Genomic DNA, 12924 nt, shown 5'->3' with positions numbered 1-12924 from the left:
GCTCGACGCCGCCGCGGCGCTGAGTGCGTCGCGCAAGTCGCATGGCTTTTGCTGTGGTTACCCGGCGCTCAGCGCGGGCCGCTCCCGAGGGAATCGTCTGAGGTTCGGCGCGTGTTCGCCGATAAGCTGCGAACAGGTGCGTCCTGCGTGTCGACTTTGGGTGACTGCGGCGAACGGGGTGGGAGATGGAGCAGCTGAGCTGGACCGACGACATGATGTTGCGCGCCGAAAAGCCCGAGACCCCGATGCAAATCCAGATGCTCCTGATCTATGACCAGTCAACGGCACATGGCGGTAGCGTCACGTTCAAGCGCATCCTGAGTGAGATCGATGCGCGGCTGCACCTGGCGCCGACTTTTCGGCGGCGTCTGACCGAGCTGCCTGGCGGCCTGCACATGCCGTACTGGGTTGATGACCCGGACTTCGATCTCGAATATCACGTGCGACATATCGCCTTGCCTCAACCGGGGGACTGGCGTCAGCTGTGCATACAGATCGCGCGAATCCACGGACGCCAGCTCGACCTTCGCCGACCGCCGTGGGAGATGACGGTCATTGAGGGTCTGAACTCCGTCCCGGGCGTGCCGAAGGGATCGTTTGCGATCTCACTCAAGCTGCACCACTGCGTTGTCGACGGGATGGAAAGCGTCGAGTTGATGGCCGCCATGCACGACCTCGCCTTCGACAGCCCACGTCCCGCTGCGCCGGAGAAGCCTTGGAAACCAGGAGCGCTGCCGTCAACGACAGACCTTGTCTCGCGGACCGCGATCAACGGAGTGCTTCACCCCCTGCGCGCGGGCAGAGTCTTGGTTCCCAGTGCATTTAACGCGCTCCGTCATTTGGCGGAGCTTCCGGGCAGACTGGCTGGCGGAGTCGCAGCGACACTGGCCCCCGGATCGGGCTCCCTCTTCGCTCCAAGCACGCGCTTCAACAACGCGGTCACACCGCACCGGGTGTTTGAGGCCCGCTTTCACGACCTCGCCGACTTCCAGCGGATCAAAGCCTGTGTGCCCGACGCGACCATCAACGACGTGGCACTTGCCTATGTTGGCGGCACGCTCCGCCGTTATCTCGACGGCCACGATGAGCTGCCTGATGAGAGCCTGGTGGCCGCCTGCCCAATGTCGATACGGTCCAGCGGCGACAGCGGTACCGGCGGCAATCGACTGTTCGGCAGGTTGCAGGCACTGGGGACGACGATTGCTGACCCGCTCGAACGGTTGGCGGCGATTGCCGCGGAGACTTCTGCCTTTCGCAACACTTCCGATTCCTCACGCAGCGCCCGGCTGATGGAGTTGGTAGGTACGGTACCCACCACGCTGCTGGGACTGACGGTGAAGGCTGCGAGCGCTGTGCCGTTGTCGGGCCCTACCATCGCGAACACCACAGTGAGTAACGTGCCGGGGCCGGCCGACCCCGTTTTCTTCGCCGGTGCCCGCCTTTTGAGGGTCACCGGTCTGGGCCCACTGATCGGCGGAATGAATCTTTTCCATGTCGTCGCGAGCTACAACGGAACAGTCTCAGTCGGGGTGACGGCGGACCGAAGTGCGCTTCCCGACCCGAGCCACTACGCCGACTGCATGCGAAGCGCGTTCAAGGAGATGCTCAGCGCCGTCAGGTGATCCGCTCACGCATAGTTCTTATTTCTCCGATGCATGACGTCACAATGAGCAATCCGGCCATCACGTTGATCAATGACCCCGTATTGAGGCTCGCAAGTTCGTCGACCTCGTCATCGGCGAAGCGGGACAGAAGGTCCTGAACGCGGCGGGGTTCGCGAAGCCCTCTAGAGGCTCTCAGTCACCGCGGTGCAGGAAGCCGTGAAGCGTCGCTTGCACGAGTTCGTCGACGATGGCGTCGCGCGAGGGTGGCTTGGTGCCGAAGAACGTCGAGCGCAGTGCGACCATGCCGACGATCATCGCCATCGTCGAGTGCGCGGGCATGTCCGGCCGGCTCGACCGCAGCCCGCGCAACTGCATGCCCTCGACGCTGATCTGACTCAGCACCGCCAGTGCCCCCCTGATGTCGGCGATGCCCGCATCGCGGATTTCCTCCGCGCTGAACGCATCCGATGCGACCAGCGTCAGGAGCAGACCCCGATGCTCGACGACGACGTCGTAGACCTGCTCCACGAAATGGCGGGCAAGTTCGTCTTCGTCGGTCTCCTCGGGAACGAGTTCCTGCCACGTCCGGCCGAACTCGTCGACGATGCTCGTGAACGGAGTTACAAGCGCCTCGCGGAACAGCCCAGCCTTCGAGCCGAAGTGGCGGAAGAGAAGGTACTCGGTAACGCCTGCGCTCTCGGCGATCTCGCGAGTCGTGGTGCTGCGGTAATCCTTGCGGGCGAACAGTTCGCGCGCGGAATCGAGGAGCAGTCTGCGCGGCTCGCCGCGAGGCCGGCGGACGGCCTGAACCGACGCTTTGGTAGCGCTCCGCTTCCCGGGCGACTGTCGCTGCGGCACGGTTCTTGACGATAGTCGGCCTTGACCAACCCCTTTTAATAGTGTCCACTATTACCGATCTGGTGGACGTCGCGGAAGGGACCGGCTGTGGGTCAGCTCATCATGCTCGGCACGCTGTTCGGGCTGATCGTGGTCGTCTTCGGTGTCGTCCTGTACTTCGACCCGGAAGCGCGCGGCCGCGCGAGTGACGAGCGCGATCGATGAACACCGAGCTGACTCCCTTGCTGACGGCGGCCGTGATCTTCGGCTGGGCCAGCGGCGTCCTGTTCACCGTCATCGGGGTGTATCTGAGCATCCGCCACCGCCGGCTGCACCCACTTCTCCTCCTGTGCATCTCCGCGATCTCGTTCTCGTGGATCGAGGCGCCCTACGACTGGGCGATGTACGCGCAGTTCCCGCCGGCACTGCCGCGCATGCCCTCGTGGTGGCCGTTGAACATGACCTGGGGCGGGCTGCCCTCGTCGGTGCCCGTCGGCTACATCGGCTACTTCGTGCTGCCTGCCGTGATCGGCGCGGCGCTCGGACGACGGCTGAGTGCGCATCTCGGGTTGCGTCGGCCGATCACGCTTCTCACCGTGGGTCTGATCGTCGGCTTCTGCTGGGCCTTGGTGTTCAACGCGGGTCTCGGTGCACGCCTCGGCGTATTCCACTACGCCTACGTGATCCCCGGGCTTGGGCTGTGCGAGGGAACTCTGCATCAATATCCGATCTATGACGCCATCGCGATGGGTGTGCAGATGATGGTCTTCACCTATCTCCTCGGCCGGACGGACTCGCAAGGACGCAACGTCATCGAGATGTGGGCCGACAAGGTGTCCAAGACGCGTCTTCAATCGGCAGTGCTGTCCATCGTCGCTGTCGTCGTCATCGGAAACCTGCTCTACGCCGCGGTTTTCGCGCCCCATCTCGTCACCAAGCAGATGGGTTACGTGACCTCGGCGCCGACCGGGCAGTTGTTCCCCGGGGTACCGAACCAACCCAGATAGCGCAGCCGGGAGGATCTGTGGCCAGTGGCCCGACGGTCGAGGTGTACTACGACCCGTTCGATTTCGCGATCGACGACGACCCGTATTCGGTGTGGAAGCGGATGCGCGCGGAAGCACCGCTGTACTTCAACGAGAAGTACGACTTCTACGCGCTGAGTCGCTATGACGACGTCGCCCGTGCACTTCCGGATTGGCAGACGTACCGGTCGGGCCGGGGAACCACCGCAGACATCCTGTTCAGCGGCATCGAGGTGCCGCCGGGAATCCTGCTTTTCGAGGATCCGCCCCTGCACGATCTGCACCGGCGCCTGTTGTCACGGGTGTTCACGCCGCGGCGAATGCTGGCGGTGGAGGAGCTGGTGCGTGAATTCTGTTCGCGCGCATTGGATCCGCTACGTGACGGCGACGGTTTCGACTTCGTTGTCGACCTCGGCGCCATCATGCCGATGCGGACGATCGGCTATCTCCTCGGCATCCCCGAGGAAGGCCAGCAACAGATCCGTGACCGCAACGACAAGAGCATCACGGTCAGCTCCCGCCACGGCGAGGACGGCGATCTCAGCCAGACGATCATCGGTGAGTCGATCGCGATGTTCGCCGAGTACATCGAGTGGCGGGCAACGCACCCCTCCGACGATCTGATGACCGAATTGCTCAACGCGGAGATAGAAGAGCAGGACGGCACCCGTCGCCGTCTCGAACGCACCGAAGTACTGGCATACACCGCGATGATCGCCGGTGCAGGCAACGAGACCACCGCTCGGCTGATCGGTTTCATGGGGCAACTGCTGGGCGACCACCCCCACCAGCGACGCGAACTCGTCGCGGACCCGTCGCTGATTCCGTCGGCGGTGGAGGAGACACTCCGCTACGAGCCGCCGTCGCCGGTGCAGGCGCGCTACGTCGCCTCCCACGTCGAGCACTATGGGCACACGGTGTCCGAGGGGTCGTACATGTTGCTCCTCAACGGTTCGGCCAACCGCGAAGAGACGAGATTCGCCGAACCGGACCGCTACGACATTCACCGCAAGGGTGGTCACCTGAGCTTTGGGCAAGGGCTGCATTTCTGCCTCGGCTCGGCACTGGCGCGACTCGAAGGCCGCGTTGCGCTCGAAGAGGTCCTCAAACGATGGACCGACTGGGACGTCGACTACGGCAACGCCAGCCGAGCGCGGACGTCCAGTGTGCGGGGATGGGCGAGGCTGCCGGTTAGGACTGGCTAGCGAATCATCGACGTCGGAATTGTTGCACCGGTGCGACACGAGAAGGCACGGCGTCGCAAAGTCACCGAATCCGTAAGAACTGTCGACGAAGCTCGAGTGGCGGCGCGTGCCCTCCCGACAAGCGGGCGGTGAAAGCACAGCCGCTATGAATGCATCGATGACGAGCAACACGACTTCGCCTGCGAAAACCACTGAGATGGAGCCGATTACAGGCTCACCGCCATCCTCGAGTGGAAACTTACAGGCTGTCCGACCTCGGCCAAAGCTATTGCGACGCTCGTTGATCGGCGCCGACATCGCGGCCCACCGTCAGCACAGCGGCTGCACAGTTAATAAATTCGCCGTTCCGAATACGGGCCCTATGCGCTTCTTTTACGGTGAATCCGTAACGGCTGCCTCAGGGAGGCGCGATGGCGGCGCGAACGCCGATTGATACACCCCGTCGGGACGGCATCGAGCATTCGCACGCTATTGACCAATTATTGCTATTTTTAGATAATAGCCATCGCCCCAGGCAGACGCCGCTCACTTCAGGGGGATCGATGGAGGCATACCCGCAGCGCCATCGATACCGGCGCGGGGGTTGCAACTGTGCCAGTCCGCGGACAGTTGACCAAATACTTGTTCCGACGGTAAAGTCGCCGCGCGGCTCGGTGGTATCGGCACGTCTGTGGGGGCACGCTGAAACTCATCCATCGGGAGTCGCGTGACAGCGCGAATGGTGGCGGAGTGACGGGTCGAGCAGTACGCCCCTTGATGGGGGTTGCCACCGTCGTCGCGATCATCGCGGTGTTCGCACTGTCCGCGACCCTGTTTCGCGGTGGCTTCACCGACAGCGTGCCCGTGACGGTGATGTCGCCGCGCGCCGGGTTGGTGATGAACCCGGACGCCAAGGTGCAGATCCGCGGCGTGCAGGTGGGCAAGGTCGCCTCGATCGAGCAGCTGCCCAACGGCGAGGCCGCCCTTCATCTGGCGATGGACCCCAAACGAATGAGTGCGATACCGGCGAACGTGCTCGTCGACATCGCGTCGACGACGGTGTTCGGCGCGAAATACGTCCAGCTCGTCTTCCCGCCGGATCCGTCGCTCGAATCGCTGCGCGCCGGTCAGGTGCTCGCGGCCAAACACGTCATGGTCGAGATCAACACCGTGTTCGAGAACCTCACATCAGTGCTGTCGAGCATCGACCCGCCGAAACTCAACGAAACGCTCGGTGCCATCGCCTCTTCCGTGAACGGCCGGGGCGAGAAGATCGGCCAGATGCTCACCGACCTCGACGCATACCTCGCCAAGATCGAGCCGAGCCTGCCCGCACTCAGTCACGACCTGGAGACCGCACCTCAGGTTCTGCAGGCCTACGGTGACGCGGCGCCCGACTTCGTGACGGTGGCCGACAACGCCGCGCGCCTCAGCGACACACTCGTCGACCAGCAGCAGAATCTCGACACCGCACTCGTCAGCGTCATCGGGCTGGCCGACATCGGCAACGACGTGATCGGCACCAACCGGCAGCCGCTCACCGATGTTCTGCACCTACTGGTGCCGACCACCGATCTATTGAACAAGTACAACGAGGCGCTGTGGTGCGCCCTCAGCGGGATGGCGAACGCTTCGGCTCGCCCGCCGCTGAAGGAACCGGGGGTCCAGGTGCTCGCCGGCTTCCTGTGGGGGCAGGAGCGTTACCGCTACCCGATGGACTTGCCGAAGGCGGGCGCGACGGGCGGTCCGCAGTGCACCGGGCTGCCCAACCTGCCGTTCGAGGGGGCGCCTCCCTACGTCGTCGCCGACACAGGGACCAACCCATGGCGGCGCACCTATCCCGGAATCGTGCTGAACTCCGACGGCCTGAAGAAGATCCTGTTCGGTGAGATCGACGGGCCGCCCCGCAACACCTATCAGATCGGCCAGCCCGGATGAGGCGCTCGCTACGTCCGACGCTGATCAAATTCGGCATCTTCGGAATCGTCATGGCGGTCTTGACCGCATGTCTGTTCTTCATCTTCGGGCAGTACCAAACCGGCTCGACGACGGACTACTCAGCGGTGTTCAAGGATGCCTCGCGCCTCAAGGTCGGACAGTCGGTCCGTGTCGGGGGCATGCGAGTCGGCACGGTCAACAGCGTCAAGCTGCAGAAAGACAAGACGGCGCTCGTCACATTCGACGCCGATCCCACCGTCCAGATGACCACCGGTACCCAGGCGGCCGTGCGTTACCTCAACCTCGTAGGCGATCGCTATCTGGAGCTGATCGATGGGCCCGGGGACCGGCGGTTGCCGCCCGGATCGCAGATTCCCAGGGAGCGAACCCAGTCGGCCCTCGACATCGATCTGCTTCTCGGCGGCCTGAAACCCGTTATCCGAGGGCTCAATCCGCAAGATGTGAATGCCTTGTCGGCGTCGCTGATCCAGATCTTCCAGGGGCAGGGCGGAACCCTGCAGTCCCTACTGTCCAACACATCGGGGTTCACCACCGCGCTGGCCGAACACAACCAGACGATCCAGGCGCTGATCGACAATCTGCGCACGCTGCTCTCGACCTTGACCAAGGAAGGCGACAAGTTCTCCGGCACGATCGCGAAGCTGGAGACGTTGGTGACTCGGCTGGCGGCGGAGAAGGATCCGATCGGCACTGCAATCGATTCGCTGAACAACGGCACCGCATCCGTGGCTGACCTACTCACCGATGCCCGGCCTCCACTCAAGGGCACCGTCGACCAGTTGAACCGGTTGGTCACGAACATGGAGGGCCAGAAGGACCGGCTCGACACTTCACTGCAGAAGGCGCCCGAGAACTACCGCAAGCTGATACGCACCGGCTCGTACGGCAGCTTCTTCAACTACTACATCTGCTCACTCACCTGGCGAGTGACCGACCTTCAGGGCCGCACCGCCGAGTTCCCCTGGATCAGGCAAGACGGGGGGAGGTGCACCGAGCCCTGATGTTGAAATACCATGGAAACAAGCTTATTAGGACCGGGTTCATGGGCGTTGTCCTCGCGATCCTCATCGTTCTGATCGGGCTCTCGCCTGAGACGTTGACGACGATGGCGACAGCCATTCGCTATCAGGCGCAGTTCTCTGACGCGGGCGGTCTGACGGCAGGCAACGACGTGACGATCGCCGGAATCAAGGTCGGCAGCGTCTCGGATGTGTCCCTGCAGGGACGCAACGCCCTGGTGACGTTCGCCGTCGACGGCACCGTAGAACTCGGCTCGGAGACGACGGCACACGTGCGGACCGGGACGCTCCTCGGTGAACGCGTCCTGACCTTGGAATCGGCCGGCGACGACAGCATGCATCCCATGGACCTCATCCCGGTATCGCGTACGGCTTCGCCATACTCGCTGACCGAAGCGGTCAGCGAGCTGACGACCAACACCGCGGGCACCGACACCGCTTCTCTCAACCAGTCACTGAACACACTGTCGGAGACCTTGAACCAGGTTGCGCCACAACTCGGTCCGGCGTTCGACGGCATCACGAAGCTCTCCCAGGCCATCAACGACCGAGACGACACGCTGGGCGCACTGCTCTCCGACGGTGCCGACGTCACGAAGATTCTGTCGCAGCGCAGCGCACAGGTGAACGCGCTGATTCTCAACGGCAACGATCTCGTCGGTGTACTCAACGAGCGCCGCCAAGCGATCGTCGAACTACTGGTTCATACGTCGGCGTTGGCGAAGCAGCTTTCGGGCCTCATCCACGAGAACGAGGAGAAGCTGGCCCCGACCCTGGACAAGCTCAATGCGGTGACTGCGGTGCTGGAGAAGAATCGCGACAACATCGCCAAGGCGATACCGGGGCTCGCGAAATTCCAGACCACACTCGGCGAGACCATCGGCAACGGCCCCTACTACCAGGCGTACGTTCCCAATCTCCTCATCAGCGAGCTCTTCCAGCCGTTCTTCGACTACGCGTTCGGCTTCCGGCGGGGAACCAACGCCGGACAGCCACCTGACAATGCCGGTCCACGCGCTGAGCTTCCGTTCCCGTACAACGGAATTCCGCAGCCCGGCGAGCAGTGGGGGCCCCCACCGCCATGACTCGGAACAGGCTCCTGAAACTGGCACTCGCGGCGGTGCTTGCGGTGGCGCTCGTGGGTGGCGTCGCCGTGGTCGTGCAGCAGACCTTCTTCCGGCCCAACACGATCACCGCGTACTTCACCAAGACGGTCGCCATCTACCCCGGCGACGAGGTCCGCATCGCCGGTGTCAAGGTGGGCACCATCGACTCGATCGAACCGGTCGGCACACAGGCCAAGATGACACTGCGGGTCAACCGCCGAATCTCGGTTCCCATCGACGCCAAGGCGGTGATCGTCGCCCAGAACCTGATCTCGGCCCGCTACGTCCAGCTCGCGCCCGCCTACGAATCCGGCCCGAAGATGACTGACGGCGCGGTGATACCACTCGACCGCACGGCGATCCCCGTCGAATGGGACGAAGTCAAAGAGCAGTTGATGCGGCTGGCAACGGAACTGGGGCCGGACAAAGGTATGTCGACGGGCTCGGTCGGGCGATTCATCGACAGTGCCGCCAACGCTCTGGACGGCAACGGAGACAAGTTGCGGCAGACGCTGGCCCAGCTGTCCGGGGTCGGAAGAATTCTTGCCGACGGCAGCGGGAACATCGTCGACACCATCACCAACCTGCAGACGTTCGTGACCGCGCTCCGAGACAGCAACAACCAGATAGTGCAGTTCCAGGACCGGTTCGCGACGTTGACAAGCGTCGTCGACGACAGCAGATCGGACCTCGATGCCGCATTGAATAACTTGTCCGAAGTCGTCGGCGAAACGCAGCGTTTCATCGAAGGCACCAGGGACAAGACCGCCGAACAGATTCGGTTGCTCGCGAGTGTCACCCAGAACCTGGCCGATCACCGTCTGGACCTCGAGAACGTTCTGCACATCGCACCGCACTCGATCGCCAACGCCGTCAACATGTTCGACCCCCGGACGGGGGCCGCCAGCGGTGTGTTCGTGCTCAACAACCTGTCGAACCCGGTCTGGGCGGTCTGCACCATGATGGGCGCGCTCGAAAACGTGACGTCTCCTGAGACCGGCAAGCTCTGCTCCCAGTACGTCGGCCCCGCGCTGCGAACCCTCAACTTCAATAACCTGCCGATTCCGATCAACCCGTTCCTGACGTCCAATCCGCCGGACTACATGCTCAGATACTCCGAGGACAGGCTCAGGCCTGAGAACGAGGGACAGCCACCCCCGCCGTACACCGATCCGCCAGCGGTTTCCGCGTACACGGGTGCCGGCGACATCCCCCCGCCGCCGGGCTACGGGCCGCCGCCGGGCCCACCGCCCGCGGCGTCGCTGCCCATGGCGCCACCGCCTGCGCCACCGGCGCCGACGCTGCAGGACATGCTTCTGCCGGCAGAGGCGCCGCCACCGCCGGGCGACGCACCGACACGGCCGCCGCCGGGTGACGGGACACCGCCGTGATCGGGGCGAAGAGCGGGCGTCGACTGCTGGCTATCGGCTGCAGCATTGTGGTGACCGTCACCGGGTGTGCATTCCAGGGCGTGAACTCGCTACCGCTGCCTGGCGCGGTCGGGCGTGGTGGCGATGCCGCCGTATACCATGTCGAGCTGGCGAATGTCGGTACGCTGGAATCGAATTCCCCAGTGCTGATCGAGGATGTCGTCGTCGGCAGCGTCGGCAAAATGCGGTTGCACGGCTGGCATATCGACCTGGATCTAGCGCTCAAGCCGGACGCCATCGTGCCCGCCAACGCCGTGCCGACGGTCGGGCAGACGAGCCTGCTGGGTTCGATGCACGTGGCGCTCGATCCGCCACCGGGCGAAGCACCGAGCGGTCGCCTGAAGCCGGGCGCCACGATCGGTCTGAACAGTTCGTCCACCTACCCGTCGACCGAACACACGTTGTCGTCGCTTGCTGCCGTGGTGAACGGCGGGGGCCTGGGGCAGCTCGGCGACATCGTCCACAACTTCAACATCGCGTTGAACGGGCGCCAAGACGTCGTGCGCGATCTGATCGCTCGCCTCGACACGTTCGTCGGAACCCTTTATCGACAGCGCGACAACATCATCGCCACCATCGATGAACTGAACCGGTTCTCCTCGACGCTCGGCGGCCAACAGGAAGTGCTCACGCGGGCATTGAACAAGATCCCGCCCGCGCTGGATGTGCTGATCAAGGAGCGACCGAGGCTCACCACCGCGCTGGAGAAACTCGGCAATTTCAGCGACACCGTCTCCGGGCTCGTCAACGACACGCAGGCCGACCTCGTCACCAACCTGCAGAATCTCGAACCCACGCTCAAGGCGCTGGCTGACGTGGGTCCGCAGATCGACACCGCCCTGGCATACATCCCGACGTTCCCACTGACCCAGAATCTCATCGACCGGGGCGTCCGCGGCGACTACGTAAACCTATTCGTGACAATCGATCTCACGAACTCCCGAATCAAGCGGGGCCTTCTGCTCGGTACCCGTCTCGGCCAGGATCGGGCGTCGATGATCCCGGCGCCCGGCGATCCCGGATATGACGCCTACTACACCAAGTTTCCGCTCGGCGTCGGCACGTCGCCACCGTTCGGGCCGATCCCGAATGCCGACCCGGCACCGTGGGAACCGGGCGGTGGTGGCTGATGCTGACCAGGTTCGTCCGCATCCAGCTGGCCGTCTTCACGATCGCGTCGATCGTCGGCGTGCTGGTGATGGTCTTCGTCTACATGCAGGCGCCGACCCTGCTCGGCATCGGACGAATCACGGTCAAACTGGAGCTTCCCGCATCGGGCGGGCTGTACCGGTTCTCCAACGTGACGTACCGCGGCGTTCAGGTCGGCAAGGTGACGGGGATGGACGTGTCGCGCACACAGGCGGTCGCAACGCTGTCACTGGGGAGCTCACCGAAGATTCCGGCCGATCTGGACGCCGAGGTGCGCAGCGTCTCGGCGGTCGGCGAACAGTACGTCGAACTGATGCCGCGCACGGATTCGCCGCCGTACCTGCAGGACGGCTCGGTGATCGCGATGGCCGACACCAAGATCCCGCAGACGGTCGGCCCGATGCTCGATCAAGTCAACACCCTGATCAACAGCGTGCCGAAGAAGAAGCTCACCGGGTTGATCGACGAGTCGTTCAATGCCTTCAACGGGGCCGGCTATGACCTCGGCTCGCTGTTCGACTCCTCGGCGAAGATCTCCGGTGATCTCAACAAGGTCTCGGATCAGTCGTCGGCGCTGATCGAAGACACTGGGCCGCTGCTCGATTCGCAAGCACAGACAACGGATTCGCTGCGACTGTGGGCAAGAAGCCTGGCCGGGATCACGGGGCAGGTGGTGACGAACGACCCCCAGGTGCGCACACTGCTGCAGGAAGGACCGCCCGCGGCGAACGAGGTGTCTCGACTGCTCGATCAGGTGAAGCCGACACTGCCGGTACTGCTGGCGAACCTCACCACGATCGGCCAGGTCGCGGTCACCTACCACCCGTCACTGGAGCAGGTTCTGGTGTTGCTTCCGCCGTTTGTGGGAGATGTGCTGTCCTCGGCTCCCGAGAACAACCCGACCGGAATCCCCTTGGGCGACTTCAGGATTCAGATCGGTGATGGGCCGCCGTGCACTGTCGGGTTCCTGCCACCGTCGCAGTGGCGGTCCCCCGCCGATCTGACGGAGATGGACACTCCGGACGGCTTGTATTGCAAGCTGCCACAGGACGCGCCGGTCGTTGTGCGCGGAGCGCGCAACTCACCGTGCATGGGTGTGCCCGGCAAGCGCGCGCCGACGGTGCAGGAGTGCTACAGCGACAAGCCGTATACGCCGCTGGCGGTCCGGCAGCATGCGCTGGGCCCGTATCCCTTCGATCCCAATCTGATTGCGCAAGGTATCCCGCTGGACGATCGCGTCGATGCCAACGAACGGCTCTACGCACCTGTGGAGGGCACCCCGATGCCGCCAGGGGCTGTGCCGTCGGGCACCCCGCCCGATGCGCCACCGCCAGGCGCTCCGCCGCCACCTCCACCGGCCGACGCCCCTCCGCCAGCTCCGCCGGCGGCGGTCTTCCCGCCGATGGACTCCGGAGGTGCCGTGCCCGCGGCGCCGAGTTCGTTCGGCGTCAACGGATCCGGGCCGGGACCGTCGGTCGCGGTCGCGCACTATGATCCGCAGACCGGGCAATACGCCGCGCCGGGTGGTCAGGTCTTCCGGCAGGAAGATCTCGTTGATCCCGCCAAGTCGTGGCAGGACCTGATCTACCGGGCGGACGCATGAAGCTCGCG

At 64.1% G+C, this 12924-nt stretch carries 10 protein-coding genes; 9 read left to right on the top strand and 1 reads right to left on the bottom strand.

Annotated elements, in window-relative coordinates:
• Positions 1-185: 185 nt before the first annotated feature.
• Complete coding sequence (locus tag QOC76_RS28195; protein WP_526362743.1) at positions 186-1622, top strand: WS/DGAT/MGAT family O-acyltransferase; 1437 nt, start codon at positions 186-188, stop codon at positions 1620-1622.
• A 174-nt stretch (positions 1623-1796) separates the two neighbouring features.
• Here the strand turns inward: QOC76_RS28195 and QOC76_RS28190 are convergent, their stop codons facing one another.
• A complete protein-coding gene (locus QOC76_RS28190) occupies positions 1797-2462 on the bottom strand; it encodes a TetR/AcrR family transcriptional regulator (protein WP_526362741.1) in 666 nt (221 codons plus the stop codon).
• A 200-nt stretch (positions 2463-2662) separates the two neighbouring features.
• Between QOC76_RS28190 and QOC76_RS28185 the strand changes: the two genes are divergently transcribed.
• From QOC76_RS28185 to QOC76_RS28150, 8 genes are all read left to right on the top strand, one after another.
• Positions 2663-3448, top strand: coding sequence for a spirocyclase AveC family protein (locus QOC76_RS28185; RefSeq protein WP_526362739.1), 786 nt, complete (start codon positions 2663-2665; stop codon positions 3446-3448).
• A 17-nt stretch (positions 3449-3465) separates the two neighbouring features.
• Positions 3466-4671, top strand: coding sequence for a cytochrome P450 (locus QOC76_RS28180; protein ID WP_526362737.1), 1206 nt, complete (start codon positions 3466-3468; stop codon positions 4669-4671).
• 756 nt (positions 4672-5427) lie between these two features.
• Positions 5428-6588: an MCE family protein gene (locus tag QOC76_RS28175; protein ID WP_526362735.1), complete on the top strand. Its 1161-nt coding sequence runs from the start codon at positions 5428-5430 to the stop codon at positions 6586-6588.
• Positions 6585-7610, top strand: a complete 1026-nt coding sequence (locus tag QOC76_RS28170) for an MCE family protein (protein WP_526362733.1) — start codon at positions 6585-6587, stop codon at positions 7608-7610. Before QOC76_RS28175 ends, QOC76_RS28170 begins: the two co-directional genes overlap by 4 nt.
• Positions 7610-8713, top strand: coding sequence for an MCE family protein (locus QOC76_RS28165; RefSeq protein WP_526362731.1), 1104 nt, complete (start codon positions 7610-7612; stop codon positions 8711-8713). Before QOC76_RS28170 ends, QOC76_RS28165 begins: the two co-directional genes overlap by 1 nt.
• Positions 8710-10125 (top strand): MCE family protein, encoded by a 1416-nt coding sequence (locus QOC76_RS28160; protein ID WP_526362729.1) that lies wholly within the window; start codon positions 8710-8712, stop codon positions 10123-10125. The genes QOC76_RS28165 and QOC76_RS28160 overlap by 4 nt, the downstream gene beginning before the upstream one ends.
• Positions 10122-11294: an MCE family protein gene (locus QOC76_RS28155; protein WP_526362727.1), complete on the top strand. Its 1173-nt coding sequence runs from the start codon at positions 10122-10124 to the stop codon at positions 11292-11294. The genes QOC76_RS28160 and QOC76_RS28155 overlap by 4 nt, the downstream gene beginning before the upstream one ends.
• Positions 11294-12916, top strand: coding sequence for an MCE family protein (locus tag QOC76_RS28150; protein ID WP_526362725.1), 1623 nt, complete (start codon positions 11294-11296; stop codon positions 12914-12916). Before QOC76_RS28155 ends, QOC76_RS28150 begins: the two co-directional genes overlap by 1 nt.
• Positions 12917-12924: the final 8 nt, after the last annotated feature.

Origin of the sequence: Mycobacterium sp. (assembly GCF_032159565.1) — a bacterium.
Classification (GTDB): Bacteria; Actinomycetota; Actinomycetes; order Mycobacteriales; family Mycobacteriaceae; genus Mycobacterium.
This window is presented reverse-complemented; position numbering and strand designations above follow the sequence as displayed.

Bases quoted from the DNA above. Each gene is read 5' to 3' on its own strand.
- QOC76_RS28195 (WP_526362743.1), top strand. From the start codon at position 186: ATGGAGCAGCTGAGCTGGACCGACGACATGATGTTGCGCGCCGAAAAG.
- QOC76_RS28185 (WP_526362739.1), top strand. From the start codon at position 2,663: ATGAACACCGAGCTGACTCCCTTGCTGACGGCGGCCGTGATCTTCGGC.
- QOC76_RS28175 (WP_526362735.1), top strand. From the start codon at position 5,428: ATGGGGGTTGCCACCGTCGTCGCGATCATCGCGGTGTTCGCACTGTCC.
- QOC76_RS28170 (WP_526362733.1), top strand. From the start codon at position 6,585: ATGAGGCGCTCGCTACGTCCGACGCTGATCAAATTCGGCATCTTCGGA.
- QOC76_RS28165 (WP_526362731.1), top strand. From the start codon at position 7,610: ATGTTGAAATACCATGGAAACAAGCTTATTAGGACCGGGTTCATGGGC.
- QOC76_RS28160 (WP_526362729.1), top strand. From the start codon at position 8,710: ATGACTCGGAACAGGCTCCTGAAACTGGCACTCGCGGCGGTGCTTGCG.
- QOC76_RS28150 (WP_526362725.1), top strand. From the start codon at position 11,294: ATGCTGACCAGGTTCGTCCGCATCCAGCTGGCCGTCTTCACGATCGCG.